The following is a 26696-nucleotide window of genomic DNA, read 5'->3' as shown; positions in this document are numbered from 1 at the left end:
ATACAGGGGGGTAATTAAATGGATACTACTCAATACCTTTCGATGTTTCTTGAAGAGTCAATGGATAATCTTCAGAATTTAAATGAGTCACTTTTGCAACTTGAACAAGAACCAGAAAATATTGATAAGTTAAATGAAATCTTCAGAGTAGCACATACCATAAAGGGAATGGCTGCAACTATGGGCTTTAATGTAATGGCAGAACTTACTCATAAAATGGAGGACGTGCTATCAAAATTTAGAAATGGAGAACTAAGCGTAACTGAGCGAGTTGTTACAGTTTTATTTCAGTGCTTAGATACATTAGAAACCATGGTTAGTAATATATCCGAAGGTAAAGATGAGAAGGTACCAATAGGAGAAATAATTAATAATTTAGAAGCACTTGCTTTAGGAGAAGAGATACAGACAGAAGTTACTAATAATATTTCAGATACTGAAACCTCTCATAAAGATGCCTCAACGCTAAATATAGAGCTTAATGAATATGATATTAATATTGTAAAACAGGCATCTTATAAGGGTTACAATACTTATGAAATTAAAGTTCATTTAAGTGAGAATACCTTGTTAAAGTCAGCACGAGCATTTTTGATATTTAAGAGCCTTGAAGATAGTGGTGAAATCATTAAATCCATACCAGCTGCAGAGGATATTGAAAATGAAAATTTTGATTTTGAACTTGGTTTAATTTATGTATCGAATAAAAGCAAAGATGAAATATATGAGAATCTTGTTAATATTTCAGAGGTTGAACAGGTAGAAATCAAATTTGTTAATATTGATGCAGGATCTGTGATAAATAAAATAGAACCAAAGGCTATTCTTCAAGCAGAGAATACTAGTATTACTAAATCAAAAGCTGCTACTAGTAAAGCGAAAGATGAAGGAGCTGATCTGAAAACAGTATCTAAAGAAAATGCGTCTCATAAAAAAGCACATCAATCTGTTAGAGTTGATTTGGAAAGACTAGACAAATTTATGAACATGGTTTCTGAACTTGTAATTCACAGAACAAGATTAGAGCAAATAAGCAATAATTTAAAAGCTCAAGAGCTTAATGAAACATTAGAGCAGGTTGCAAGAACTACTTCTGATTTACAGGATTTAGTTATGAAAATAAGAATGATGCCTCTTGATGTAGTTTTTAACAGATTCCCAAGAATGGTAAGAGACTTGTCTGTTGAACTTGGAAAAGATATTGAACTTATAATTAGAGGACAAGACACTGAATTAGATAGGACTGTTATAGATGAAATAGGAGAACCATTAATACATTTAATCAGAAATGCAGCAGATCATGGTATAGAGAATGCAGAAAAAAGAATTGCTGAAGGTAAAGAAGCTGTCGGAAAAATTAAATTAATAGCTTATCAAGAAGGGACAAAGGCTGTTATTAAGGTTGAGGATGATGGCAATGGATTAGATGTAAATGCAATTAAAGCTAAGGCAGAAAGAATAGGAATTAACACCGATGGGATGAGTGATAATGATATTAAAAATCTAATTTTTGTTCAGGGCTTTAGTACTAATGAAGTCGTAACTGATATTTCTGGCAGGGGAGTGGGAATGGATGTAGTTAAAACTAAAATATCCGCCTTAGGAGGCACAGTGGATGTTATTAGTGAGGTCGGTAAAGGGACATCCTTTATAATTAGATTACCGCTTACTCTTCAGATAATTCAGGCCTTACTAGTTAAGATTGGAACTGAAACAATGGCAATATCTCTTGGATACATAGATAGAGTAATTGATTACAAAGAGGATATGGTTAAAAAGACAAATAACACAGAGGTTATAATTTATAATGACAATGTAATTCCGCTTATTAGAGTAAATAAAAAGCTTGGAATGGAGGCTGTATCCACAAATAAAAATTATGTAGTTATTGTTAAGGTTGGAGAAAAGGTGGTTGGACTTCTCGTTGATTCTTTATTTGGACAAAAGGAAATTGTTATTAAACCGCTGGGCAAGACCCTTCAAGGAGTAAAAGAATACATAGGCGCAACAATTCTAGGAGACGGTCTTGTAACACTAATACTAGACGTTGCAGCTCTTATTTAGGAGGAGCAATGGAATTATTTAATTTTAACCCGGTACAATTAGATGCATTAAAGGAGGTAGGCAACATTGGTGCTGGAAATGCAGCAACAGCCCTTTCACAGCTTATAAACAAGAAGGTTGATATGACAGTACCTTCTATAAATATTGTGCCCTTTGAATCTATTTTCTCTAAAATAAAAGGAGAGGAAGAAGTTATAGGCATAATCGTAAGAGTACTTGGCGATACACCAGGAAATATATTATTTGTATTTGAAAAGGATGTAGCCTTAAATATTATTAATACTCTTACAGGAATAGAAGAGGAAGAAATAAGTGACATGGGGAATTCAGTGCTATGCGAAATAGGAAATATTATTTCCAGCTCTTTTATGAATGCAATTGCTAGATTTACCAATTTATTAATTATGCCCTCAGTACCTGCTGTCAGCAATGATATGTTAGGTGCAATACTATCTACAACCTATATAGAATCGGGACAATATGAAGATTTTGTACTTGATATAGAGACAATGTTTTTAGAGTCAGGTTCGAGAATAAGCGGAAGCTTCTTCTATATTCCAATGCCTGGTTCTTTAGATAAAATTTTAAATGCCCTAGGAATTTATTAAAATTATAATTTATTATATGTATTATGAGGAGGATATAAAATGGCTTCAAGAGTTTTGATTGTTGATGATGCTGCTTTTATGAGAATGATGATAAAGGATATTCTAGAGAAAAATGGATTTCAAATTGTTGGAGAAGCGAATAATGGCATAAAAGCCGTAGAACTATACAAAAAGGAAAAACCAGATATAGTAACTATGGACATAACTATGCCAGATATGGATGGAATAGAGGCAGTTAAGGAAATAAAAGCTTTTGATCCTGCAGCAAAAGTAGTTATGTGCAGTGCCATGGGACAGCAGACTATGGTAATGGATGCTATTAGAGCAGGAGCTAGAGACTTTATTGTTAAGCCCTTCCAGCCAGATAGAGTTTTAGAAGCAATAAGAAAAGTTGTGGGTTAAAAAACACTATATAATCAATTTTAGATTTTTCATGGTAAGTATTGTCAGATATTTTAAGTAAGGGGGGAAAACGAGTGCAAGTAGTTATATTTAGAATTGGTGATGAACAGTTTGCAGTAGAAACCTCTAAGGTTCAAAGTATTAATGATATTATGGAGATTACCAAGGTGCCTAAGGCTCCAAAATACATCAAAGGGCTAATTAATTTAAGAGGTAACATTATTTCACTTCTAGATATTAATTTATTAGTGGATATTGAAAAAAATAATAGCTCGCAAAATAATATCATAATTTTAGAAGTTGATGAAGAGCAAGTTGGAATGACAGTAGATGAAGTTGATGAAGTACTTGAGATTGAAGAAGACATAATTGAAAAAATTGAATCAGAACGAAAAAAATCCTACATAAAAGGCGTATTAAACTTTAAGGATAGAATAGTGACACTTATAGATATAAATAAGCTTATTTCAAATTAGAAAGAAATGAGGGGAATGTATGGCAGAAGTACTATCACAAAATGAAATAGATGCTCTCCTGTCTGCCTTATCTTCTGGGGAATTAAAGCCAGAGGAGCTTCCAAAGGAAGAAGATAAGCAAAAAATAAAACCTTATGATTTTAGGAGTCCGCAAAAATTTTCTAAGGAGCACATAAGGACACTTGAGCTAATTCATGATAATTATGCAAGAATAATTTCTAATTATCTTACTGCCCAAGTAAGGAGTAATGTAAAGGTCAAAATTGAATCTGTAGAACAAATAACCTATGAAGAATTTATTCATTCTGTACCAAATCCAACGATACTAACTGTTTTTAAAATGCCTCCACTAACTGGCTCCATCCTTTTTGAAACAAATCCTCAATTTGTTTTTCAAATTATAGATGTACTTCTTGGTGGTACTGGTACAGGAAAATATAAAATGAGAGAATTCACTGATATTGATAAAAACATAGTAAGACATCTTAACAGCGGCCTAATAGGTAATATGAAGCTTGCCTGGGAAGATGTAATGACTGTTGAACCAGAAATAGAAGGCCTGGAAACCAATCCGGCACTTAATCAAACCATGGCACCTACTGAACCTGTAGCGCTTATAACATTTTCAGTAGAAATGAATAAAACTAATACCTTTATCAATATTTGTATACCTTATTTAAGCATTGAAAAAGTTCTCGATAAGTTAGTAGTTAATTATTGGATACAAGAAAGTAATGAAGAACTCTTACTAGAATCTAAAGAAAAACTTAGAAATAGGCTAAATATAGTTAAAGTTTCACTAACATCAATCTTAGGAAGCACTCATATAAACGTAGAAGATTTTCTAAAGTTAACTGTAGGAGATGTAATAGCCTTAGATAATAAAAGCAGTAACCCTATAAAGCTATTTATTGAGGATAAAAACTATTATTTAACTCAGCCTGGCACTATAGGAAAAAATCTTGGAATTCAAATACTTGATATTATAGATAAGGATGTGGAAAGCTATGAGTAATGGATTTCTTTCGCAGGAAGAAATAGATTCTCTACTTAGTGGAGGAATGGAAAGTTCAAAGCCGATTAATGAGGAAAATCTTTCAGTAATAGAAAAGGATCTACTTGGTGAAATTGGAAATATTTCAATGGGCTCAGCAGCTACAGCTCTTTCTACCATAATTAATCAACAGGTTAATATAACTACTCCTGTGGTTTCAATCAGCACTTTAGCAAGCTTAAGAAATAGCTTTGAAGTACCTAATATTGCTTTAGAAGTAAAGTATACAAGCGGTATAGTTGGGGAAAACCTTTTAGTTATGAAGATAACTGATGCAGCCATAATAGCCAATTTAATGATGGGCGGTGACGGAAAGACTGATTCAAAGGAGCTATCAGAACTTGAAGAAAGCGCAGTTTTAGAAGCTATGAATCAAATGATTGGCTCCGCAGCAACATCTATGGCAACTATGTTTGCAAGGGAAGTAAATATATCACCACCTAATGCAAAAATATGGGATGAAGGTACTAAGGAGCTCACAACTAATATTAATGAAAATGATAGTATTGTACAAATATCCTTTAGACTTACTATTGGAGATTTAGTAGACAGCACTATAATGCAATTACTTCCTGTAGATACAGCTAAAAAAATAGTTTCAATAATGATGGGAAATGAAAGCGAAGCTGAAAAAGAATCACCTATAAAAGAAAAGCCAATTGAAACTCAAATAAAAGAAACAGTTTCTAAAAAGGCTGATAACTTCACAGAGCCTCAAGGTGTAAGAGAAGTCAAAGCAGAGAAAGAATTCGAGGTTCAAAAAGCTTCCTTTCAGCCTCTTGCATCATCATTACAAGGGATGCCAAAGAACATTGATTTAATTTTAGATGTTCCACTTGAAGTATCAGTTGTACTTGGAAGAACTAAAAAAAGCATAAAAGACATTTTGAATCTAAGTACAGGTTCTCTAATAGAATTGGATAAAATGGCTGAGGAACCTGTTGAGATATTAGTAAACGGCAAAATTGTGGCTTATGGTGAAGTTATTGTAGTAGATGAGAATTTTGGCGTGAGAATAACTAACATAGTTAGCAATGTAGATAGAGTTAAATCATTATCAAACTAGAAATAAAGTGTATGCTTTATTTCTTTTTTTATCCAGGTATAAATTTTATTTCATTATATACGATAATAAAATTAGATATTACATATATAAGGATTTACGGCTTATAAATATGGATTAACAATAAATTTAAAGTTCATCTTAAAGATAAGCAATAAATCTAATTGTTATTTCTAAAAGGAGTGTATTTATGAAAATAGATGGAGCATCATTAAATAAGGTAGTGAATTTATACTGCAATAACAAAAAAAATAACGATAAGGGTACTGTAAAAAGCAGCAGTGATTCAATACAAATTTCTTCTTTAGGTAAAAGCTTAAGTACCTTGGGAGTAGATGGCAGCTGCGAGAATTCACCTGAGAAAATAGAGAGCCTACGAAATCAGATTTCTCAAGGAACTTATAAGGCTGATTCAAACTTAACTGCTAAGAAGATGATAGATATAATCAAAGGGAGAGGAGTTTAACTTGAAGAAGGAATTAAATATAATTTTAGTTAATGAGCTCCAAGCAATGGAAGGACTTCTAAGGGTACTTGAAAAACAGCACGTCTGTTTAATTGAAAGTGACGCAGTTACTCTCGAGAATTGTGTTAAGGAAATAGATATCTATAACAGAAAAGTAGCTGAATGGGAAGTAAAACGAAGAGAAATAACTCAGGGTAGGTCAATGGGTGAAGTAATTTATGAAGCTAAGGAGGAAGCCTTAGAAGATAATTATAGAAAACTTAGAAGAATAATTGAAGAAACTAAGCTTCAAAAAGATACAAATGAACTTTTAATAAAACAAGGCCTAAGCTTTACAAATAGGATTTTAAATATTTTGAATCCATCGAGAAGTCCAAAAACCTATAACTCTTTTGGAAAAGTTTACAAATAGAAAAGATAATAAGGGGTGAAGAGATGTCAGGATTATTTTCAACTTTATATATAGGCACAAGGGGAATGGCAGTTCAGCAAGGTGCTATTGACGTTACCTCACATAATATTGCAAATGCAAATACAGATGGGTATTCAAGACAAAGGGCTATAATAGAAACAACAAGACCCTTTAGTATGCCTTCTGTAAATAATGCTGCTGCTCCGGGGCAGTTAGGAACAGGAGCACAAATACAGGCCATACAAAGAATCAGAGACAGTTTTCTTGATTATCAGGTAAGAGTTGAAACAAGTACTCAAGGACAGTATACTGCAAGGGATAAGTTTCTAAGCGAAATAGAAACTATTTTCAATGAACCTAGTGATACTGGAATATCTAGCCTTATGGGAAAATTCTTTCAGTCTTGGCAAAATCTTTCTACAGATGCTGCAAGTTCAAACTCCAGAACAATAGTTATACAACAGGCTTCAGCTCTTGCAGATGAACTGAACCATACAGCAACTCAACTTCAAAAGCTTAAAGATAATGCACAAACTACCATTAAGGATACAGTTTTTGAAGTAAATGATATACTAAATCAAATAGATAAGCTTAATCAGCAGATTATAAGCGTTAAGGTAGCTGGCCAAATGCCAAATGACTTAATGGATAGAAGGGATTTACTTCTAGATCAGCTAAGCAGCAAGTTCAACATAAATATAGATAAGAAAAACTTTGAGGGCCAAGATGTTAGCCCTGTAAATTCAATTGCTCCTACTAATTCAAATTTAATTCAAGCTATAAATCCAGAGCAAGAGAGAAGATTGTCCTATGTGGATAGTATAACTAAAAATACTGATGCATCAGGAAATATAACCTATGATATTAAATATTATAAATTTGGCGATAAAAGTACCGAGGCTAATGCAGTAACAATTACTGGCGTTACTTTATCCCCAGATGAATTCAAGGCATTAGATGAAAATAGGGTAATTTGGGCGGATAATAGCGGAATAGCAATTGACTCAAATGGAAATCAAATAAAAGCAGTAGATTCAGCCGGAAATTCAATAGGTACAGGGTCATATTCAAATGCCACATTATTTACTCCTTCTGATGGAGAACTAAAAGGCTATTCATCTGTTCAAGCAGACATTGATGGTTACATGGATCAGCTAGACAGTATTGCAAAGGCTCTTGCTTTTTCAGTAAATGCAGTGCTTAGCGGAGTAACTGACGGCAGTGGAATTAGAACTAATGCGGATGGAAGTACAGTCAATATTCAGACAAAGGATTATATGCCTTTATTTGTAAATAGTGATACAGCAAAATATACACAAAGTAATTCAAAAAATATATTATATGATCCTTCAGATACAACAAATCTAGATAATGCCCTTGCAGGTGAAAAAGATATTACTGCAGCTAATATCTCAGTAAGCAAGCAGCTAATAGATAATGTTATGCAGCTAAAAACAAGACTAAATGATGATATGTTTGCAACTGAAGGGGAAAATAACTTAGATGGAGTTAATGATGGTTATAGAGCCTTAGCTGTGGCACAGCTTAAAGACAAGCTTATTTTAATACAATCAATTAACACAAATACAACTAGAGCAGACATTTTTGATTCAACTAAAGGTGGAAACAGCATCACTGTAAATGGAAATGCTATTGATTTCGTAAGCAGTTCAGGTGGTATAAAAATAGAAGACTACTTTAAGGATATGGTGGATGGACTAGGGGTACAAGAAGCCCAGGCTCAAAGAATTGTGAAAAATCAAGGTACCCTCCTTGCAGATTTTCAGCAAAGAAGAGATTCTGTCTCAGGAGTATCTATAGATGAGGAAATGGCTAATTTAATTCAATATCAGCATGCCTATCAAGCTAATGCGAAGATAATAGCAACCTGTGATGAGCTGTTGGATGTTGTAGTAAATGGTTTGAAGAAATAAAATACAAATATACTATTGAGGTGAAGATATGAGAGTTACTAATAAAATGCTTTCAAATAGTTTCTTAGCTGATATGAATACAAACTTACAAAATATGCAAAAGCTTCAAAAGCAAATGACTTCCGGTAAGGAAATAAATAAACCTTCTGACGATCCTGCGAAGGTTGCTAGGGCAATGCAGCTTACAACTGATATTAGCGCAAATGAGCAGTATAATAAAAATATTAACAATACAACAAATTGGCTGGATACTACAGATACAGCACTTAACCAAGCTGGGAATGTACTTCAAAAGGTAAGGGAGCTACTTGTTTCTGCAGGCAATGCAGCCTATGGTTCCAGTGAAAGACAGTCTATAAAGGATGAAATTAACCAAAGAATAGATGAGCTTACTCAAATATTAAATACAAATTATGATGGTAAATATGTTTTTGGAGGTACAAGTACCTCAACTAAGCCAGTTGCAACTATAGCGATACCTGATAATTTAGGCAATCTAGTTAATAAAGGCATCGATTATAATGCAACTGCTCCTGATCCCTCTGATCCTAAATATACTGGCCCTACTGATCCACTATATATAACTGACCTTCAGAACTACAATATTGAACTTAACAAAATCAATAAAAAGATGACTGTAGAAATTTCTCAAGGTGTGACAATGGAATATAATGTTACTGCAGGAGACCTTCTAGAGTTTAATAATGAAAGTGGAGCTGCTTGTGATCTTAGGAGTATATTAAAAGGTATTACAGAGCATCTTGATGGGAATGTTTATGATGGGACAAATTGGGTACAAGATCCTGCTGCTGCAACATCAGAACTCCCTAACAATGATTTACAAGGTATTACGGATACAATAAATAACTTATTAAAGATTAGATCCCAAGTTGGAGCAAAACAAAACAGGATGGAAAATTCAGCTTCAAAAAACCAAGATGAGAACTTTAATTTAACTTCTATACTTTCAAAAACTGAAGATATAGACATTACTCAAAAAACTATGGAGTATGCTACCATGCAAACTGTATATATGGCTTCTCTGCAAACAAGTGCAAGGGTAATACAGCCTACCTTGCTGGACTTCTTAAAGTAAAATGATGTAAGTCTCTCCTAATTGAGGATGAAGATTTATATGAAGATAAATATGAGATAAGGTGAATAAAATGAAGCTAAATACGAAGTACCATGGTATTAAAGAATATAAGGAAGATGATGTTATCAACTTTAACAAGGGCATTCCTGGCTTTGAGGGCCTTAAGAAATTTATTTTGTTTTCTGCAGAAGAAAATGAAATGTTTAATATACTTCACTCCATTGAAGATGATAAAATAGGTTTAATTTTAACATCACCTTTTACACAATTTAAAGATTATGAATTTGAGTTAACAGATGAAAAACTTAAAGAATTAGGAATTACTTCAAATGAGGACGTCTTAGTTTTAAATACAGTGACTTTAAGTTCTAAATTAGAAAATATAACTATAAACCTTAAGGCACCATTTATTATAAATATAAATGCAAAATTAGGGGAACAAATAATATTGAATAATGAAAGTTATTTTATAAGACAGCCCCTATTTAAAGGATAGTCTAATTAGGAGATATTGTCTAAACATACAGTTATCTATCTGGAGGAAGTATTTATGTTAGTTATTACTAGAAAAAAAGGAGAATCAATTTTAATAGGTGAGGATATAGAAATCACAGTAGTTAAAACAGAAGAAGGTTCTGTAAAGCTTTCTATAGATGCACCTAAAAATGTTGCCATACTTAGAAAAGAACTTTACAAGGAAGTAGAGGAAGAAAATAAAAATGCACTAAATTTCAATATGGAAATTTTAAAAAAGCTAAAATAGCTAAGAACAGCTTTATGTAGATTATGCATTAGAAGCTAAGTGGGTCAATGATTTATATAAGCATTTAATGGATTACTAGAAGCTAAGTGCAAAAAAATATTTAGTGTAGTAGAAGAAATCAAGGAGGATTAATATGGAAATTGGGGCGTTAGGTCAAGGAGGACAAGTTTCTTTAAACGTGAGTAATGGGATAGATAACACAGCAAAGCAAAATACTTCTACTTACCCAGACAGCAAAAAAGTGGCTGACAAAAATGTAGTTAACAATGATAATTTAATTAGGGCAAATGAAAAAGAAATTGAAAAAGCCATTGATAAAATTAATATGTTTCTAGAAGACAACAAATCTCATGCAGAATATGAGATACATGATAAATTTAAAGATGTCATGATAAAAATTGTCGATGATAAAACTGGAGATGTTATTCAAGAACTTCCTCCAAAAAAGATTTTAGATATGGTAGCGAAAATGTGTGAATTAGTTGGAGTTTTATTCGATAAGAAGGCATAAGTTTTTATTTAGGAGATATGTGTCATGGAATATAAAGTCAATAAAATAGACACAGAGCGCAGAAAAGAAATAAATGAGGCTGCTAAAGAAGGTATAATTCACGGCTATGAGAATATTTCTATATACAAAAACAAAGAAAGAGAAGACAGCAGTCCGGGGAAGAGCAGTAGCCAAACTACCAGTAATAAAAAACTATTAATCGATGCAACTAAGGCGGAGGAATTAGAAATAGAAGCCTATAAGGAAGAAACTGAGGTAACAACAACAAAGGGAACCTTACTAGATGTAAAAAAATGATAATGAAGTATATAAAGGAGTGGAAAAATGGTAGGGAGCAATGCTTATAACGTTTACAAGAATAATAGCGTAAACTACTCTTCCAAGGAACAACTGCTGCTAATGCTCCTTGACGGTGCAGTAAGATTTTCAAAAATAGCTAGACAAGCTATCTCAGATAATGATGTAAAAAAAGCGCATGAGTTTCTTATTAAAACACAAAACATATTCTATGAATTAATTATTTCTATTGATTTGACAAATACAGGAGACTGGGGTAAGGATATAGTTGAGCTATATGAGTTCATTATAAAGAGACTTAGTGATGCAAATATAAAAAAGGATATTAAAATAATTGATGAAGTTATTCCACTGATAGAAGATATAAGAGAAACCTGGAATGAAGCCTACAACATATCAAAAAATATTAAGTAATAAATAATTTTAAAGAAAGGTTGGTGGACTTAATGAGTGACGTATCAGGGAGTTATAGTACACCATCAGGAATGACAGGTGCCGGTGGTGGTCAGTTATTAAGAATAACAGGAATGGCAACTGGACTTGATGTTGATGCAATGGTAAAGAAAATGATGGCTGCGGAACAGACGAAATTAGATAAATTGAAGCAGCAGCAGCAGCTTATTCAATGGAAACAAGAAGCGTATCAGGGTATTATTAAAGATATAAAGGATTTGCAAAGCTCATTTTTTGATATAACTAGTACAAATACTAGTGTTTTATCAGCTAGTAATTATTCTGCTTTTGATGTAAATATGGCAGATGTATATAATTCTGCTATTTCAGTTTCAGCAGGAATAGGAGCACAGATTGGAACCTACTCAGTTTCCTTTACTAACCCTTTAACAGGAGTAAAAGATGGAAATTTGGCACAAGCTGCAGGGGTAAAAAGTGGTGACCCAATACTAGGAAGTAATGGTTCTAAAGCAGCTGCTAACACAAGGCTATCAGATTTAGGAATTTCAGATTCCTATAGTTTTACTATAAACTACAATAATGGAGATGGAAAGCCATCTGCTGCAACTATTACTGTAGATGCTTCAACTACCTTATCGGATCTTGCAAAACAAATAAATACAGCAACAGGCAATGCTGTTACAGCAAAATACAGTGAACTTACTGGTGCTTTTTCAATCCAAACTTCTAAAACAGGTGAAAAAACTAGCTTAAGTATTGAAGTTCCAAAAGATCAGAATGGAAATGTCTTGAAGGATGCAGATGGTAACGACATGGATATAAGCAAATTGCTTCAAGCCCTTAATCTTGGAGATGGAACTACAAATTCTGTAACTAGTGACATGACCGACAATACTATTGATAATAAATATAAAATAGAAGCTAAAGATGCACTAGTTTATATAACTCCTCCTGGAGGAACACCAACAAAATATACAAATTCGCAAAATAATTTTGCTATTGATGGAATTGGTTATAATCTTATATCAGCTTCAGATAGTACCTTTAGTATTACACAAAATACTCAAAAGCTTCACGATAAAATTAAAGACTTTTTAGATAAATATAATGCTATAGTTGATGAAATACAGACAAAACTAGGCGAAAAAAAGGATAAGAATTATCCTCCTTTAACAGATGCGCAAAAAAGTTCAATGAAAGATTCCGATATTGCTGCCTGGAACACAAAGGCACAGCAAGGAATATTACGAAATGATACAAATCTTCAGAACTTACTTACTAGTTTAAGGCAAGCTTTTACTACTCCTTTAAAGGATAGCAATGGCAATAAAATAACTGCCCTGAATTTTGGAAACTATGGTTCTGGAGCTATAGGTATAGATACTTCTAGTAACTATGAAGATGGAGGGAAAATATCAATTGTAGATGATAAAAAGCTTAATAATGCTATAGCCCAATATGGAGATCAGCTTATGAAACTTTTCAATAACGTTTCTACAAGCACAGACAAGACTGTTAATTATAATGAATCTGGTATTTTCCAAAGAATTAATAGTATATTAAAGGATAATGTAGGCATGATTGGAACTACATTAAATAGCGCAATATTAACAAAGTATGCCAATTTTCAGGAAGATTATAGTATAACTGGCGGTGCTGGTTCTAATACATTACCTGATCAAATTTATTATCAACAGCTATTAATAAATAAAATGAATGACACGTTGAGCGCAAAGCAAGAGGCGTACTATCAGCAGTTTTCCAAGCTTGAGACTGCAATGAATCAACTTAATGCTCAGCAGTCACAAATGACTAATATGCTTTCAGGAAATTAAAAAAGTAGAGACCTTCACTGTATTAGTGAGGGTCTAAAAATTAATATAATGTGAATGGAGAAGTTTAATGCAACAGGATTTGATAAAGAGATTTGAGGAATTCAAAGAATATACATTAGACTGTATAACTAGTTTGCAAAATAATGATTTTGATTCTACACAAAACTTTATCTTAAGAAGGCAGAATACATTAGACACAATTAGTAATATGAAACCTGCTAAAGAAGATTGTAAAGCTATTGCTAAGGAATTTGAGCTTCAAGCTTTAGATGAAAAGCTTTCTGAAATGCTTAAGTTAAAAATGCTAGAATTAAGACAGAATATAGATACTATAGAAATAAATAAAACTGCAGCTAACAGCTATAATAAAGCTGCGTTTCAAAAATCCAATATTTTTAGTAAAAAAATTTAAAAAATTTATAAAAAGCTATAAAGTAAATGAAGAGGACTACGAATATAGAAGTATAAGTAATTACTTAATTCTTTTGATAGTAAGCTAATAATTTAAAGCTTAACTATAAATAATAGGGCAAGGATGCCCAGCTAAATTCAAGGAGGAATTTATTATGATAATTAATCACAATCTTAATGCTATGAATGCTCACAGAATGATGATGGCTAATACATCAGCATCAGGTAAGGCAATGGAGAAGCTTTCTTCAGGTTTAAGAATTAACAGAGCTGGAGACGATGCTGCTGGACTATCAATTTCTGAAAAAATGAGAGGACAGATAAGAGGATTAGATCAAGCTTCAAGAAATGCTCAGGATGGGATCTCAATGATCCAAACTGGAGAAGGTGCTTTAAACGAAGTTCATTCAATAATTCAAAGAATGAGAGAGCTTGCTGTTCAAGGTGCTAACGATACAAACGTAACTGCTGATAGAAATGCTATAGGACAAGAGCTTGGTGAATTAGGAAAAGAAATTACAAGAATAAAGGATACAACTCAATTCAACAAACAAAATCTATTAGACGGAACAGCTGGTGATGGAGCTGGTTCTGTAATTCTTCAAGTAGGTGCTAATGAAAATCAGAATATGACTTTAAATTTCGCTACTGCAGGTATAGACTTAACAGCTACTGAAACTGCTATTGGTGGATTGGGTGCTACAGATGTAGCTGATGCTGGAACAGCAGCTGCATTAATAACTACTATTGATACAGAACTTGAAAGTGTATCTTCTGGTAGATCATTATTAGGTGCTTATCAGAACAGATTAGAGCATACAGTTGCTAATCTTGATAATTCATCTGAAAACTTACAGGCTGCTGAATCAAGAATTAGAGACGTAGATATGGCTAAAGAAATGATGAACTTCACTAAGAACAACATTCTTAGCCAAGCTGCTCAAGCAATGCTTGCACAAGCTAATCAACAACCTCAAGGAGTTCTTCAATTATTAAGATAATTGAATGATAGAAAATTTTAAAAAGGAGTCAAGGCTAATAACTTTGACTCCTTTTTAGCAGCTAAAGGAAAAGATTTGAGCTTTTGAAATAGATATATTGAGGACTCTTAAAATATATTTATTATAAAATAAACGAAGGTAGTTTAATCTATGCCTATAATGGAACTAAAGTTGCTAATTTAACATTATCAATTTGGTAATAAAAAAATGACATCAATTATTTATAAAAAACAATTGGTGTCATTTATGTTTATAAGAAACCTTCTTAAAGGTATGAGAGGTTAATAAAATTGATATGAAAAATATATTATTAAAGAACTAATAACGATTTTAGTAAAAGGAAGGTAACAATGTTAAGTTTATGTATGATAGTCAAGAATGAAGAAGATATAATAGAAAAATGTCTAGAGGCTGTAAAAAATTTTGTAGATGAAATAATTATAGTTGATACCGGTTCCTTAGACTCTACTAAAAAGGTTTGCCTTAAATATACAGAAAAAATTTATGATTTTACTTGGATTGATGATTTTGCAGCTGCTAGGAATTTTTCTATATCAAAGACATCAAATGATTGGATTTTAGTGTTAGATGCTGATGAAGAAGTAACTCATTTTAATATAAAAGAAATTATTAAGTTTATTAACAATGAAAAAAATAATGAATTAGTAGGCAGAATTAAAAGAACTAATTTTATGGATGATATAAAAGGAATAAAAATTTATATGGAAAGAGCCAATAGGCTCTTTAATAAAAATTATTTTTGCTATAATGGAACAATACATGAGCAAGTTGTCTCAAAAAATGGTAATAATTATTGCACAGATTTAGTAGATATATGCGTTGAACATGAAGGCTATCTTAAAAATAATATGATTAGAAAAGGTAAATTAAATAGAAATATTGATCTTTTAAATAAGGCAATAGAAAATGATCCACAAGACCCGTACCTTTTCTATCAGCTGGGCAAATCTTATTATATGATTAAAGATTTTGAAAAAGCTTGCAGTTGTTTTAAAAATTCTCTAAGTTATAAGCTGGATTATAAATTAGAGTATGTAGAAGATTTAGTAGAAACTTATGGTTATTCTTTGATAGAGGATGAAAGATATGATACAGCATTACAAATAAAAGACTATTTTGATTACTATAAAAATAGTCCTGATTTTCTTTTTCTAATGGGGATAATACATATGAATAATGCAATGTTTTCACAAGCAATAGATTACTTCGATAAATGCACAAATTATGAAATTGGTAAAGTTAAAGGTATTACAACATTCTTACCTTATTATAATATTGGGGTTATAAATGAAGTTTTAGGATATACAAAAAATGCTATTAAATACTATAAGTTATGTGGAAATTATGAGAACGCTATAAGCAGGTTAAAGATAATTGAGTAATTAGGTGTTTTAGGGATAGCTTACTGGATCTTATAAAAAGATAGTGTAGAAATATAGATAAAATTATCTGTGAAATTGAATAAATGCCTATATATTATACATAAAAGGTTTAACTTATATGCTGCTCTTTTGGCCAAGTATTAACATTCCTATGGAGGTATATAGCTAATACTAATATGTATTCTTTTTCTGTTATACCAGGATTCTGTATATTCAAATATCGCTAACCTAGCTGCATTATAATCAAAATAACTAACAAGATTAACTTCTTCTTTCTTTAAAGAGGCATGAAATAGCCTAAATCAATATGTAGAATCAAAGGTTTAGTTATGATATTTACACCATGAGACTATACTTTGATCACTTTCATGGCATTCGAGTACAATTTCGATCCGCTGATTTATGCAATATTCTTAAGTAACTTTGGCTAATTATCAAAACCTCCATAAACCTATTCTAGAGAGTTATCCAATATTTTTAGAGGGGTTTCTTTCCAAGGACTTATTTTTCAGCTAAGGTGTACCTATATTTTTTTAAAGTATAAAGTTTATTATTCTTTCTTCGATAATATACGTAAATATTATTATTAATATGGAGTTGGTTTTATGAGATTAATGCACAATCTGGCATCCTTAACTATATATAATGAACAAACTAAAGCCATGCAAAGGCAAAGTATAGCTCTTGGTAGAATTTCTTCTGGAGTCAAGGTAACTAGTGCAAAAGATGATCCAAATGCAATTTCTCAAAGCGAGAGACTGAGGATGCAGATAAGAGGACTGCAAATGGCAAGTAGAAATGCCCAGGATGGTATGAGTATGATGCAAACTGCGGAAGGGGCTCTTGGAAGTATAACTGAAGCCATGCAAAGAATTAGAGAGCTAACAATTCAAGCTGGTAGTGGTTCAAACACTCCAGAGGATAATGCTGTTATTAAAACAGAAATAGATCAGATGTTAAAATCTATAGATGATACAGCTAAAAATATGGAGTTTAATGGCGTTAAACTACTAGCAAACACATCAACTTCGATCCCTATGACAACAGGAGCAAATGTTGGTGATAAGGTTGATATTCCAATGTATAATCTGGCTTTATATAAATCAGATGGTATAACAAAAGATACATCATCTAATATTAACAGTCTTACAAGCATAGATGTCATAAATAATAGTACAGATAATGATCTTTCAGTAATTGACGATGCCTTAAATAAAGTACTATCCATAAGCAGCAAATACGGCGCACTAGAAAACCGCTTTGAAAGTACATATAATAACTTAAATGAATTAAGTGACAGAATGGAAGGTGCAGACAGTAATCTTAGGGATGCAGATATTGCTGGGGAAATGCTGGAATATTCAAAGGATAACATTCTTTCCGAGGCAGGAACAGCATTAATGGTACAAACAAATAGACTTCCTCAGGATGTATTAAGGATATTACAAAATATGAAATAATATTATAAACAAGTACAAAAGAGGTATTATCATTTTTATTTAATATGAAAGTGATAATATCTCTTTTTTTATTTTGTCGCAATTCATAAAAATAAGAAATTTTAATGTACAAACAAAAAAAATTATTGTAAAATTATATTAATAATTACCACGAATTATGTAAAATTATTGGAAAATAAATCTATAGCTGTGGAGATGATATTGTGAATGTAAATAATCTGTCGAAAAGTCAGTATGTATATGACCTTATTAAAGAAGGTCTAGACGCTTCTTCACTTAGAAGCAAGGTTATAGCAAACAACATTTCTAATCTTAATACAAAGGACTATAAGGCGTATTATGTATCCTTTGAAGATAATCTTAAGAAGTCTATTGATGATGTAGAACTTAAAACAACAAATGAAAAGCATATCAAAGATGATAAAGCTGGCAGTGATATAAATGTGGAGCAGGACTTAACTTCCAGCATGAATCAAGATGGCAACAATGTAGATGTTGATAATCAAATGGCAAACCAGGCCGCTAATAATTTAATGTACAACGCTCTCATAAGCCAAGTTAACAGCAGGATTTCGCTAGAAAGATATATTATTAAGGATGGAAGGGGATAAATAGATGATTAATGCATTCAATACCTTGAGAATCAGTGCAAGTGGTTTATCAGCTGAGAGACTAAGAATGGATACAATAGCATCAAATATTGCTAATGTTACAACTACAAGAGGTGAAAATGGACAACCATACATAAGAAAAATTGCTGTTTTTCAGGAGAATTTAGACAGAGAATTAAATCCTAAGACTGGGAAAGTAGAGGATAATCTTTTGGGGGTAAAAGCTGTAGGAATCGAGAATGATCCATCACCTCTTAGAAAAGTATACGATCCCACTAATCCTGATGCTGGCCCTGACGGTTATGTTACTATGCCAAATGTAAACATAATGAATGAAATGGCAGATATGATTTCGTCTACTAGAGCATATGAGGCAAATGTTAGTGCAATGAATTCTGAAAAGAGCATGTTTATGAAGGCTCTAGAAATAGGTAAATAGGAGGTTAAAGCCCTAAATGGGCTTTAACGAGTAATTTGCGAGCGGAAGCGAGTAATCTTAAATTACTCAGTGTTCCGACAATAGGAGGAAATAAGCAATGAAAATTAATTCTTTTGTTCCAGATAGTACCATCTTTGATAAAATTAATTCAGACAGTAAGGTAACTAACAATGATACTTCAAATAGTTTCTTTGATATGCTAAAGTCAAAGTTAGATGAGGTTAATAATCAGCAAATAGATGCTGAAAATACCACTCAGGCTTTTATTGAGGGAGATAATACAGATATACATAATGTAATGCTTTCTACAGAAGAAGCTAAAATGTCTCTTGAGCTTGCAGTTCAAGTAAGAAATAAAATTGTAGATGCTTATCAGGAACTAAATAGAATGCAATTATAATTTATATAGCAGTAAATAAAATTAATTTAGACTAAATTTTATTCACTTACTAAAAGGAGAGCTGATTAATGGGCAAGCTATCAGAAATAGCAAAAAATTTAATTGGAAAATTTAGAGATTTAAGTAAATTAAAAAAGATAGCTCTCGGAGTTGCCGCTATTAGTATAGTTGTTATAGGTATTTATTTAGCTATAACCTTAGGGGCTACAAAATATGGTGTACTATTTAATAATCTTGATGCAAATGATGCCAAAATAGTTATGGATGAGTTATCTGCTAAAAAAGTTACTAATGTTAAAGTATCAGGAAATTCAATACTTGTACCTGCAGATCAAGTGGATCAGCTTAGACTAGAACTTGCACCACAGATTAGCTCAGGTAGTAAAGGCTTTGAATTATTTGATAGTTCGAGCACCTTTGGAACTACAGATGCAGAAATGAAAATAATGTATCAAAGAGCATTACAAGGAGAGCTTGAAAAAACTATTAAAAGCTTTTCTCAAATTGAAAATGCTAAAGTTAATTTAGTACTTCCAGATGACAGCGTCTTTGTTAAAGATTCAACACCAGCAAGTGCGTCAGTAACTCTCATAATGAAAAAAGGGCAGACACTTAGTAATGACCAAGTTAAATCAATTGTTGCACTACTCACAGGTGCTGTAAAGAATTTACCTAAAGAAAACGTTCAAATAGTTGATGATAACATGAGGCTTTTAACTGATAAGCTATATGAGGATGATAATACAGCTATTGTTAGTAGTAATACAGACAAACAGCAGCAATTAAAAAAGGACTATGAGAAGACGCTTGAAGCAAAGGCCATGGATCAGCTATCTAAACCTTTTAAGAACAAGGTTACAGTAAAGGTAAATGCTGATTTGGATTTCGATGCTGTTCAAAGCGATACCACTACAGTAGATCCTAAAGGAACTGTTGTAAGTGATAAGTACATAAGAGATACAAACGGTAATGTGACTACAAAACCATCACAAAGTCCAGTGGACAACAATATGACTAATAGCACTGTAACTACGCAGACTACTAATGGACAAACAGTAACACATCAGGAAGAAACAAACAATTACGAAATTGGAAAAAGTGAAACTAAGACTATTAAAGCGCCTGGTTCAGTAAAAAGACTTACAGCTTCAGTTATAATAGATGGTCCTATAGATGATACTTTAAAGGCACAAGTACAAGATCTAGTTTCTGCTGCTATAGGTATAGATACAACTAGAGGAGATACTGTAGCAATAGAAGGTATTAAATTTGATACTACAGATTCAGATGCTGCCAAACAAGCATTAGACCAAATGAAGCAAGCTCAGGCCCAGGAAGCAAAGATGAATTTATATAAAGAAATAGCAATAGGTGGAGGAGCTTTAGTACTTTTAATTATGTTATTTGCATTCTTAAGAAAAAAGAAAAAGAGCACTTCGGAAGAAGAGCAGTTAGATGCAATTATTACGCCTAAATCAATTGATGTTCTAGTAGGTGATAATTCAGAGCCACAAGTAGAGTTTAAGCCTATTGATTTTGAAAATCAGGGGAACTCTGAAAGAGGGCATATAGAAAAGGAAATTAAGCGATACGCTTCAGAAAAGCCAGACCAAGTAGCTGACATAATAAAATCATGGTTAGCAGAGGATGAGAGGTGATTAGTTAATGGCTAAAGAAACTAAATTGTCTGGAGTTCAGAAAGCAGCCATATTGTTTATAACTCTAGGCCCAGATGCAGCTTCAGGAATAATTAAAAAATTTCCTGAGTCGGAAATACAAAAGATCACCTATGAAATAGCTAATATAACCTCTGTTCGTTCTGAGATAAAGGATGAAATATTAGATGAGTTTATACAAATTAATAAAGCCAAGGACTTTATACTAGAAGGTGGAATGGAGTATGCAAGGACACTTCTAGGTAAAGCTTTAGGTGCACAAAGAGCTAAAGAAATTATGGAAAAGGTTTCTGAGGCCACACAGCAATACAGGCCTTTTTCTATTGCAAGAAAAGCAGATGCACATCAACTTCTTAATATTATTTCTAATGAGCATCCGCAGACCATTGCTCTTGTTCTCTGTTACTTACAGCCAGATAAGGCAGGTCAAATTCTATCTTCTCTCTCAGAGGATGTTCAGTCAGAAGTTGCTTTTAGAATTGCTTCAATGAACAATACATCTCCTTCAGTAGTGAAGGAGATTGAAAAGGTACTAGATATAAAGCTATCTAGTGTAGTTAAATCCGATATGACAGTAATAGGTGGAGTTCAGACTCTTGTAGATATATTAAATCAAGTTGATAGAACTACAGAAAAGAATATTACTGAAGGCCTTGAAAAGGAAAATGCTGAATTAGCAGAAAAAATCAAGGAATCCATGTTTGTATTTGAAGACATTCTTTCACTTGACGATGTATCTATTCAAAGAGTTCTTAGGGAAGTTGATACTAAAGAGCTTGCACTTGCTCTTAAGGGCTGCTCTGAAGAAGTTGCTAATTCTATATTCAGAAATCAATCAAAGAGAGCCTCAGCTGCTTTGAAGGAAGACATGGAATTCTTAGGACCTGTAAGACTTATGGATGTTGAAAAAGCTCAGCAGAGAATTGTAGGAATTATAAGAAGACTTGATGAAGCAGGGGAAATTGTTATCTCTAGAGGTGGCGAAGATGCAATTATCATATAGGATAATAAAGAATAATTCCGTAAAAGATGATGGTTTAAGAGAAATTGTTACAAACTTAGAAAAACCACAAATAACCTCTTACCCAGAGGATAATGGTAGCACTTGTAATATGGAGAGCTATAACAATCTTGTAAGTACAATTCTTGAAAATGCCAGAAGACAAAAGGAACAAATACTTGCTAAGGCTTATGAAGATGCGGCAATGATTGAGGATAATGCAATAAAAGAAGCTGAAAAGCTTAAAAAAACTGCCTATGAAAATGGATACGAAGAAGGAAAAGAGCAGGGCTTTAACTTAGCTTATAAGGAAGCATTAAGTGAAGCAGAAATTAAAAAAAATTCTATAATTGCATCAGCTGAAGAAATGTTATTTAATGCTAAAGTTGAGTATGAAAATTATCTTGAAGATAAAAAAAGTGAATTAATTGATTTAATTGTATGTGCAGCGGAGGCTGTTTTGAAATATGAAATAAAAGACAAATCTTCAATTAATAAAATGATATTTGATGCACTTGAAGCTTCTAAAAATGCCAATAATTATATTATTAGATGCAATGAAATGTATATTTCGGAACTTAAAGAACAAGTAGAAAATTGGAAAGATAAATTAGGATATCATGGTGACATTTTTGTAGTTAAGGATAATACAATAGAAGCTGGAAATGCAATCATTAATAAAGGGAATGGCAAGCTTGTAGTAGGAATAAATTATGCTCTTCAAAGGATTAAAGAACTATTGGAGGGAAAAGAATAGTATGCATCCTATTAACTTTAATACTCTTAAGAAAAGGTTACAAAGTGAAAAGTTATATTACGTTGAAGGAATTGTTAAAAAAGTAATTGGCTTAACAATAGAGGTTGAGGGTATTAGGGCCTTTGTTGGAGAAGTCTGCACTATTTATAATGAGAAGGCGGAAGCCATTACCTGTGAGGCAGTAGGTTTTAAGGAAGATAATGTTATTTTGATGCCGCTTGGAGAACTAACTGGGATATCTCCAGGCTGCAGAGTGGTTACAGAAGGTATTCCTTTAAGCGTAAATTGCTCCGAGAATTTATTGGGTATGGTATTAGATGGCCTAGGAAAGCCATTAGAAGGTGATGAAATTAAGAATGGAGTCCCTTATAGACTCGATAATAATCCGCCAGATCCATTAAAAAGAAGAAGAATTAAAGATATACTTCCAACTGGAGTTAAATCAATAGATGGATTTTTAACCTGTGGAGAAGGACAAAGAGTAGGAATATTCGCTGGAAGTGGTGTAGGAAAAAGTACAACCTTAGGTATGATAGCAAAATATGCTCAGGCAGATGTAAATGTAATTGCTCTCGTAGGTGAAAGAGGAAGAGAAGTTCTTGATTTTATTGAAAGAGACCTAGGTGAAGAAGGGCTCAAAAGATCTGTAATTATTTGTGCAACCTCAGATAAGCCAGCGCTTGTAAGATTAAAGGGAGCTTTTACCGCTACTGCTATAGCAGAGTATTTTAGAGATAAAGGCAAGAAAGTAATTCTTATGATGGATTCAGTAACTAGATTTGCCATGGCACAAAGGGAGGTTGGACTAGCAATTGGAGAACCTCCGGCAACTAAAGGTTATACTCCTTCTGTATTTGCAATGCTTCCAAAGCTTATGGAACGTTCAGGTATGTCTGATAAAGGTTCCATAACCGCATTCTACACAGTCTTAGTTGATGGGGACGATTTTAATGAACCAATTGCAGATGCTGTAAGGGGTATATTAGATGGACACATTATTCTTTCAAGAGACTTAGCAGCAAAAAATCATTATCTAGCTATCGATATTCTAGGTAGTATAAGTAGACTTATGCCAGAAATAGCTGATGAAGAGCATAAAAGTATTGCTTCTTTAGCTAGGGACTTATTGGCTGCTTATAAGGATTCCGAAGATTTAATAAATATAGGTGCATATGTTAAGGGAAGCAACAAAAAGGTAGACTTAGCTATTGCATATCATGAGGTTATAGACAAATTCTTAAAACAAGGAATTAATGAAAATATGAGTTTTGATGAAGCTTTGTTACAGTTAAAAAGTATTTTTAATTAATATAGACACAGGGTGGAACAAAATACATTAATAGGAAGTGCTAAATTTGGAGGAAACATATAAGTTCAGACTTCAAAAACTTTTAGATATTAGGATAGATAAAGAAGAAGAAAGTAAAAGAGTATTTAAAGAGGCTAAGCTTGAAAAGGAAAAAACCGAAGGTAAGCTTATTTCATTAAAAGAAGATTATACTAAATATCAGAAATGCCCTGAGGAGGACACTGTAGCTCTGAAAAAGCTGAGAAATTTATATCTTAACTGTTTAGATAATACAATTTCTGAAACTAAAGTGGAGTTAGAAAATAAAATTATTACCTTAGATGAGAAAAGAGAAGAATTAAAACAAAAGCAGATAGATAGAAAAACTGTAGAAACTTTAAAGGAAAAGAAAAAAGCAGCTTTTACTAAAGAACTACAGATGGCTGAGCAAAAGGCAAATGACGAATTTGCTCTTTATGGTTATATAAGAACTCATGAAAGGAGGTGAGAACATGGAACTAGGTAATGTTAATTTTAAGGTGAATTCTAATTTTAATGATGTATCCTCTAAAACTTCTAATGTAAAGGACAAAGGAAACAGCTTTTCTAAGGTTTATAAAGAAGTAAATGATAGAGCTAATAATGTTACTATTCAAGACAAAGCTGATACTGCAAAATACACAGAAGATTCATGTAGTAAAGGCACAGATACTTCGAATAAAAATAAAGCCATTGAGGAGGACACTATTGCAGGCGAAACAAAAGACGATAAGGATATAAATAATTTGATTCAGCTTCTTTTATTGTCTCAAGGTAATAATCAAACCTTAATGAATTTGTTAAGTACAGGCGGTACCGCTAATACAAGGGATATTGAGGATGTAATTTCAAAAATTTTAGTGGATAATTTGGGAACTAAGAATTCCTTAGATTTAAACCAAAGAAATAATGAAAACCCATCTTTAGATGAAATATTTAATTCACTTTTGCTAAATAGTAATTCCAAAGATGGAGACTTAAATAAGCTTCAAGGGTCTGATAATAAAGCAATAGAAAAATTAGCTGCTGTTATAACAAATAAGCTTATGTCAGATAAGTCTCTAAGTGAAAATATTACAGCAGGCCTTTTAGAAAAAGGTGATGGTGCTTCAGTTACTGGTAATGAAGGTACCTTAAAAGAGCTTATTATTAATCAGCTAAAAACCATTTCTTCTAGTAAAGCTTCAACTTCAATTAATAAAGGATTAATTGAAGATAAAATTAGTACTGCAACAGTTTTAAAGGATAATATATTAGCAGCAGGATTTACTTCTAAGAATAGTACTGAAGCTAATGAAAGCAATGATGAAGCCTTTAATTCACTAAGTAGTGGAAGCAAAAACATTATTGCAGCAAATAAGGTTGAGGATACTTCTTCAGACAAAGAAGACAAACTATTACAACAACTTACAGAAAATAATACTTCTAAAGATTCAAAAGATAATGTTTCAGATAAAATTACAAATATTCTAAATAGATTTGAAACTTTTAAATTGGACAATCAACCCCTTAATGAAGCCAATCTAACTATAAATAAGGCAACTTTAAATGAGGACTTTATAAAGGCTGTTAAATTTATGGATCTTAATAATCTTAAAGAACTATCAGTCAAGATTATACCTAAGGATTTAGGTGAAGTGATTATTAAGCTAAGCATGGAAAATGGTGTTATGAAGGCTAATATTACAGCTGCAAATAAAGATACCTATAATCTGCTAAATTCCCAGCTTCCAGCAATAAACAGCGAACTAGCTAAACAAAATATGACAATTCAAAACTTTAGCTTAAGCCTTTATAATGGAGATAATTTCTTGTTTAGTGGAGACGGCAGCTCAAGTGAAAATGGTAGGCAGCAAAGTAGAAACAACATTAAAGTAGACAATCTAGAAGATGATTTACAAAAGGAAAATTACATAGAGGATAATAACACAGTAAATTTATTAGCTTAAGTAAAAAGGAGGTAATATTATGTCAATTGATTCAATTAGTGCTTCTTCAACAGCGACATCAAAAGGTACAAAAATAGTCAGCAAAACAGGAAGCGAAATGGATAAGGATGCATTTTTAAGAATATTATCAGCAGAATTGTCAAATCAAAACCCTGATGATGCTAAAGATTCCACGCAATATATTTCACAGCTAGCTCAGTTTTCATCACTAGAACAAATGTCAAATTTAAATAGCACTATGACCTTTTCTGGAGCATCTGCCTTATTAGGTAAAACAGTAGTACTTTCAGATTATGACAGCAATGGATATCAATACTACGGCTTGGTAAGAGGAGTTACAAAGGATGGCGGAACTGTAAAATTAAGTGTACAGGTTAATCCAAATGACCCTTCTTCAATAATGGATTTTCCATATTCAGATGTACAGCTTGTAACAGGTTAGGATATATTAATTTTGAGCTATAGAGTAATAAATGGCAAGCTGTATTCAATTGAAGATTTTGCAAGACTTCCATCTGAAAAACCTAAGAAAGCGGAAGGCAGTGCCTTTCAGGATATTCTAAGCAAAGAGATTAATAAAAATGACAGTTTTGTAATTTCAAAGCATGCAGCAGAAAGACTAATGGATAGGAATATTTCTTTAAATGAAAGTGACATGAATAAAATCAATGAAGGAATAAATAAAGCTGTGGAAAAGGGTTCAAGTGAATCATTAATTTTATATAAAGACCTAGCACTTGTAACCAGTATAAAAAATAGAACTATTATTACTGCCATAGACAAAGACAGCAGTAAAGGAAATGTTTTTACAAATATTGATAGCGTGGTGCTTATATAATGGCTGGACCATTTTTGGAAGCCAAGCTT

The 26696-nt window shown here is 32.4% G+C and carries 31 protein-coding genes and 1 pseudogene; 31 read left to right on the top strand and 1 reads right to left on the bottom strand.

Annotated features, from left to right (window positions below; genetic code table 11):
- Positions 1-18: 18 nt before the first annotated feature.
- The 19 genes from ACJDUG_RS07490 (at position 19) to ACJDUG_RS07400 (ending at position 16210) form a co-directional block, all read left to right on the top strand.
- Complete coding sequence (locus ACJDUG_RS07490; RefSeq protein ID WP_406769271.1) at positions 19-2064, top strand: chemotaxis protein CheW; 2046 nt, start codon at positions 19-21, stop codon at positions 2062-2064.
- Between the two features lie 8 nt (positions 2065-2072).
- A complete protein-coding gene (locus tag ACJDUG_RS07485; protein ID WP_406769270.1) occupies positions 2073-2672 on the top strand; it encodes a chemotaxis protein CheC in 600 nt (199 codons plus the stop codon).
- A gap of 39 nt (positions 2673-2711) precedes the next feature.
- The gene (locus ACJDUG_RS07480; RefSeq protein WP_406769269.1) at positions 2712-3074 is read left to right on the top strand and encodes a response regulator; all 363 of its coding nucleotides are present in this window, start codon (positions 2712-2714) and stop codon (positions 3072-3074) included.
- A 74-nt stretch (positions 3075-3148) separates the two neighbouring features.
- On the top strand, positions 3149-3550 hold the full coding sequence (locus ACJDUG_RS07475) for a chemotaxis protein CheW (protein ID WP_406769268.1): 402 nt from the start codon (positions 3149-3151) through the stop codon (positions 3548-3550).
- 19 nt (positions 3551-3569) lie between these two features.
- Positions 3570-4565 (top strand): flagellar motor switch protein FliM, encoded by a 996-nt coding sequence (gene fliM / locus ACJDUG_RS07470; RefSeq protein ID WP_406769267.1) that lies wholly within the window; start codon positions 3570-3572, stop codon positions 4563-4565.
- A complete protein-coding gene (gene fliY / locus ACJDUG_RS07465; RefSeq protein WP_406769265.1) occupies positions 4558-5670 on the top strand; it encodes a flagellar motor switch phosphatase FliY in 1113 nt (370 codons plus the stop codon). Before fliM ends, fliY begins: the two co-directional genes overlap by 8 nt.
- 187 nt (positions 5671-5857) lie before the next feature.
- The gene (locus tag ACJDUG_RS07460) at positions 5858-6133 is read left to right on the top strand and encodes a flagellar biosynthesis anti-sigma factor FlgM (protein WP_406769264.1); all 276 of its coding nucleotides are present in this window, start codon (positions 5858-5860) and stop codon (positions 6131-6133) included.
- Between the two features lies 1 nt (position 6134).
- Positions 6135-6545: a flagellar protein FlgN gene (locus tag ACJDUG_RS07455; RefSeq protein ID WP_406769263.1), complete on the top strand. Its 411-nt coding sequence runs from the start codon at positions 6135-6137 to the stop codon at positions 6543-6545.
- A 23-nt stretch (positions 6546-6568) separates the two neighbouring features.
- Positions 6569-8479: a flagellar hook-associated protein FlgK gene (flgK, locus tag ACJDUG_RS07450; protein WP_406769262.1), complete on the top strand. Its 1911-nt coding sequence runs from the start codon at positions 6569-6571 to the stop codon at positions 8477-8479.
- A 28-nt stretch (positions 8480-8507) separates the two neighbouring features.
- Positions 8508-9575: a flagellar hook-associated protein FlgL gene (flgL, locus tag ACJDUG_RS07445; RefSeq protein ID WP_406769261.1), complete on the top strand. Its 1068-nt coding sequence runs from the start codon at positions 8508-8510 to the stop codon at positions 9573-9575.
- Positions 9576-9645: 70 nt separating this feature from the next.
- Positions 9646-10071 carry a flagellar assembly protein FliW gene (gene fliW / locus ACJDUG_RS07440; RefSeq protein WP_406769260.1) on the top strand — a complete coding sequence of 142 codons (426 nt, stop codon included), beginning with the start codon at positions 9646-9648 and terminating at the stop codon, positions 10069-10071.
- Positions 10072-10125: 54 nt separating this feature from the next.
- A complete protein-coding gene (gene csrA, locus ACJDUG_RS07435; protein ID WP_406769259.1) occupies positions 10126-10338 on the top strand; it encodes a carbon storage regulator CsrA in 213 nt (70 codons plus the stop codon).
- Positions 10339-10471: 133 nt separating this feature from the next.
- Entirely contained in the window at positions 10472-10849 is a 378-nt protein-coding gene (locus ACJDUG_RS07430; protein WP_406769258.1) for a flagellar protein FlaG, read from the top strand.
- A 24-nt stretch (positions 10850-10873) separates the two neighbouring features.
- Positions 10874-11146 carry a hypothetical protein gene (locus tag ACJDUG_RS07425; protein ID WP_406769257.1) on the top strand — a complete coding sequence of 91 codons (273 nt, stop codon included), beginning with the start codon at positions 10874-10876 and terminating at the stop codon, positions 11144-11146.
- 27 nt (positions 11147-11173) lie between these two features.
- Complete coding sequence (fliS, locus tag ACJDUG_RS07420; RefSeq protein WP_406769256.1) at positions 11174-11560, top strand: flagellar export chaperone FliS; 387 nt, start codon at positions 11174-11176, stop codon at positions 11558-11560.
- 32 nt (positions 11561-11592) lie between these two features.
- The gene (gene fliD / locus ACJDUG_RS07415) at positions 11593-13395 is read left to right on the top strand and encodes a flagellar filament capping protein FliD (protein WP_406769255.1); all 1803 of its coding nucleotides are present in this window, start codon (positions 11593-11595) and stop codon (positions 13393-13395) included.
- A 67-nt stretch (positions 13396-13462) separates the two neighbouring features.
- Positions 13463-13807: a hypothetical protein gene (locus ACJDUG_RS07410; RefSeq protein WP_406769254.1), complete on the top strand. Its 345-nt coding sequence runs from the start codon at positions 13463-13465 to the stop codon at positions 13805-13807.
- Between the two features lie 154 nt (positions 13808-13961).
- A complete protein-coding gene (locus tag ACJDUG_RS07405; RefSeq protein ID WP_406769253.1) occupies positions 13962-14807 on the top strand; it encodes a flagellin N-terminal helical domain-containing protein in 846 nt (281 codons plus the stop codon).
- Between the two features lie 350 nt (positions 14808-15157).
- Positions 15158-16210 (top strand): glycosyltransferase, encoded by a 1053-nt coding sequence (locus tag ACJDUG_RS07400; RefSeq protein WP_406769252.1) that lies wholly within the window; start codon positions 15158-15160, stop codon positions 16208-16210.
- Positions 16211-16359: 149 nt separating this feature from the next.
- On the opposite strand, the pseudogene ACJDUG_RS07395 reads toward ACJDUG_RS07400, so the two are convergent.
- Positions 16360-16491 (bottom strand): annotated as a pseudogene (locus tag ACJDUG_RS07395) (IS3-like element ISCb3 family transposase); the annotation flags it as partial.
- Between the two features lie 324 nt (positions 16492-16815).
- Between ACJDUG_RS07395 and ACJDUG_RS07390 the strand changes: the two are divergent.
- The 12 genes from ACJDUG_RS07390 (at position 16816) to ACJDUG_RS07335 (ending at position 26667) form a co-directional block, all read left to right on the top strand.
- On the top strand, positions 16816-17670 hold the full coding sequence (locus ACJDUG_RS07390) for a flagellin N-terminal helical domain-containing protein (protein WP_406769251.1): 855 nt from the start codon (positions 16816-16818) through the stop codon (positions 17668-17670).
- A gap of 203 nt (positions 17671-17873) precedes the next feature.
- On the top strand, positions 17874-18281 hold the full coding sequence (gene flgB / locus ACJDUG_RS07385) for a flagellar basal body rod protein FlgB (protein WP_406769250.1): 408 nt from the start codon (positions 17874-17876) through the stop codon (positions 18279-18281).
- Positions 18282-18285: 4 nt separating this feature from the next.
- Positions 18286-18720: a flagellar basal body rod protein FlgC gene (gene flgC / locus ACJDUG_RS07380; protein WP_406769249.1), complete on the top strand. Its 435-nt coding sequence runs from the start codon at positions 18286-18288 to the stop codon at positions 18718-18720.
- Between the two features lie 97 nt (positions 18721-18817).
- A complete protein-coding gene (gene fliE / locus ACJDUG_RS07375) occupies positions 18818-19120 on the top strand; it encodes a flagellar hook-basal body complex protein FliE (protein ID WP_406769248.1) in 303 nt (100 codons plus the stop codon).
- 68 nt (positions 19121-19188) lie between these two features.
- Positions 19189-20778 (top strand): flagellar basal-body MS-ring/collar protein FliF, encoded by a 1590-nt coding sequence (fliF, locus tag ACJDUG_RS07370; RefSeq protein WP_406769247.1) that lies wholly within the window; start codon positions 19189-19191, stop codon positions 20776-20778.
- Between the two features lie 7 nt (positions 20779-20785).
- The gene (fliG, locus tag ACJDUG_RS07365; RefSeq protein WP_406769246.1) at positions 20786-21799 is read left to right on the top strand and encodes a flagellar motor switch protein FliG; all 1014 of its coding nucleotides are present in this window, start codon (positions 20786-20788) and stop codon (positions 21797-21799) included.
- Positions 21783-22553, top strand: a complete 771-nt coding sequence (locus ACJDUG_RS07360; protein WP_406769245.1) for a FliH/SctL family protein — start codon at positions 21783-21785, stop codon at positions 22551-22553. The genes fliG and ACJDUG_RS07360 overlap by 17 nt, the downstream gene beginning before the upstream one ends.
- Position 22554: 1 nt before the next feature.
- Positions 22555-23862: a flagellar protein export ATPase FliI gene (gene fliI / locus ACJDUG_RS07355; RefSeq protein ID WP_406769244.1), complete on the top strand. Its 1308-nt coding sequence runs from the start codon at positions 22555-22557 to the stop codon at positions 23860-23862.
- A 46-nt stretch (positions 23863-23908) separates the two neighbouring features.
- On the top strand, positions 23909-24349 hold the full coding sequence (fliJ, locus tag ACJDUG_RS07350) for a flagellar export protein FliJ (RefSeq protein ID WP_406769243.1): 441 nt from the start codon (positions 23909-23911) through the stop codon (positions 24347-24349).
- 4 nt (positions 24350-24353) lie between these two features.
- The gene (locus ACJDUG_RS07345; RefSeq protein WP_406769242.1) at positions 24354-25829 is read left to right on the top strand and encodes a flagellar hook-length control protein FliK; all 1476 of its coding nucleotides are present in this window, start codon (positions 24354-24356) and stop codon (positions 25827-25829) included.
- 19 nt (positions 25830-25848) lie between these two features.
- Entirely contained in the window at positions 25849-26271 is a 423-nt protein-coding gene (locus tag ACJDUG_RS07340; protein ID WP_406769241.1) for a flagellar hook assembly protein FlgD, read from the top strand.
- Positions 26272-26283: 12 nt separating this feature from the next.
- On the top strand, positions 26284-26667 hold the full coding sequence (locus ACJDUG_RS07335) for a TIGR02530 family flagellar biosynthesis protein (RefSeq protein ID WP_406769240.1): 384 nt from the start codon (positions 26284-26286) through the stop codon (positions 26665-26667).
- The last annotated feature ends 29 nt before the right edge of the window (positions 26668-26696 follow it).

The sequence above is a fragment of the Candidatus Clostridium stratigraminis genome, from assembly GCF_045310675.1.
Classification (GTDB): domain Bacteria; phylum Bacillota; class Clostridia; order Clostridiales; family Clostridiaceae; genus Clostridium_AT; species Clostridium_AT stratigraminis.
The sequence above is the reverse complement of the archived record's forward strand: the minus strand, read 5'-3'. Positions and strand labels throughout refer to the sequence as shown.

Excerpts from the sequence above, each read along its gene's own strand:
- ACJDUG_RS07490 (WP_406769271.1), top strand. The coding sequence starts at position 19 with ATGGATACTACTCAATACCTTTCGATGTTTCTTGAAGAGTCAATGGAT.
- ACJDUG_RS07485 (WP_406769270.1), top strand. The coding sequence starts at position 2,073 with ATGGAATTATTTAATTTTAACCCGGTACAATTAGATGCATTAAAGGAG.
- ACJDUG_RS07480 (WP_406769269.1), top strand. The coding sequence starts at position 2,712 with ATGGCTTCAAGAGTTTTGATTGTTGATGATGCTGCTTTTATGAGAATG.
- fliM (WP_406769267.1), top strand. The coding sequence starts at position 3,570 with ATGGCAGAAGTACTATCACAAAATGAAATAGATGCTCTCCTGTCTGCC.
- fliY (WP_406769265.1), top strand. The coding sequence starts at position 4,558 with ATGAGTAATGGATTTCTTTCGCAGGAAGAAATAGATTCTCTACTTAGT.
- ACJDUG_RS07460 (WP_406769264.1), top strand. The coding sequence starts at position 5,858 with ATGAAAATAGATGGAGCATCATTAAATAAGGTAGTGAATTTATACTGC.
- flgK (WP_406769262.1), top strand. The coding sequence starts at position 6,569 with ATGTCAGGATTATTTTCAACTTTATATATAGGCACAAGGGGAATGGCA.
- flgL (WP_406769261.1), top strand. The coding sequence starts at position 8,508 with ATGAGAGTTACTAATAAAATGCTTTCAAATAGTTTCTTAGCTGATATG.
- fliW (WP_406769260.1), top strand. The coding sequence starts at position 9,646 with ATGAAGCTAAATACGAAGTACCATGGTATTAAAGAATATAAGGAAGAT.
- csrA (WP_406769259.1), top strand. The coding sequence starts at position 10,126 with ATGTTAGTTATTACTAGAAAAAAAGGAGAATCAATTTTAATAGGTGAG.
- ACJDUG_RS07430 (WP_406769258.1), top strand. The coding sequence starts at position 10,472 with ATGGAAATTGGGGCGTTAGGTCAAGGAGGACAAGTTTCTTTAAACGTG.
- ACJDUG_RS07425 (WP_406769257.1), top strand. The coding sequence starts at position 10,874 with ATGGAATATAAAGTCAATAAAATAGACACAGAGCGCAGAAAAGAAATA.
- fliS (WP_406769256.1), top strand. The coding sequence starts at position 11,174 with ATGGTAGGGAGCAATGCTTATAACGTTTACAAGAATAATAGCGTAAAC.
- fliD (WP_406769255.1), top strand. The coding sequence starts at position 11,593 with ATGAGTGACGTATCAGGGAGTTATAGTACACCATCAGGAATGACAGGT.
- ACJDUG_RS07410 (WP_406769254.1), top strand. The coding sequence starts at position 13,463 with ATGCAACAGGATTTGATAAAGAGATTTGAGGAATTCAAAGAATATACA.
- ACJDUG_RS07405 (WP_406769253.1), top strand. The coding sequence starts at position 13,962 with ATGATAATTAATCACAATCTTAATGCTATGAATGCTCACAGAATGATG.
- ACJDUG_RS07400 (WP_406769252.1), top strand. The coding sequence starts at position 15,158 with ATGTTAAGTTTATGTATGATAGTCAAGAATGAAGAAGATATAATAGAA.
- ACJDUG_RS07390 (WP_406769251.1), top strand. The coding sequence starts at position 16,816 with ATGAGATTAATGCACAATCTGGCATCCTTAACTATATATAATGAACAA.
- flgC (WP_406769249.1), top strand. The coding sequence starts at position 18,286 with ATGATTAATGCATTCAATACCTTGAGAATCAGTGCAAGTGGTTTATCA.
- fliE (WP_406769248.1), top strand. The coding sequence starts at position 18,818 with ATGAAAATTAATTCTTTTGTTCCAGATAGTACCATCTTTGATAAAATT.
- fliF (WP_406769247.1), top strand. The coding sequence starts at position 19,189 with ATGGGCAAGCTATCAGAAATAGCAAAAAATTTAATTGGAAAATTTAGA.
- fliG (WP_406769246.1), top strand. The coding sequence starts at position 20,786 with ATGGCTAAAGAAACTAAATTGTCTGGAGTTCAGAAAGCAGCCATATTG.
- ACJDUG_RS07360 (WP_406769245.1), top strand. The coding sequence starts at position 21,783 with ATGCAATTATCATATAGGATAATAAAGAATAATTCCGTAAAAGATGAT.
- fliI (WP_406769244.1), top strand. The coding sequence starts at position 22,555 with ATGCATCCTATTAACTTTAATACTCTTAAGAAAAGGTTACAAAGTGAA.
- ACJDUG_RS07345 (WP_406769242.1), top strand. The coding sequence starts at position 24,354 with ATGGAACTAGGTAATGTTAATTTTAAGGTGAATTCTAATTTTAATGAT.
- ACJDUG_RS07340 (WP_406769241.1), top strand. The coding sequence starts at position 25,849 with ATGTCAATTGATTCAATTAGTGCTTCTTCAACAGCGACATCAAAAGGT.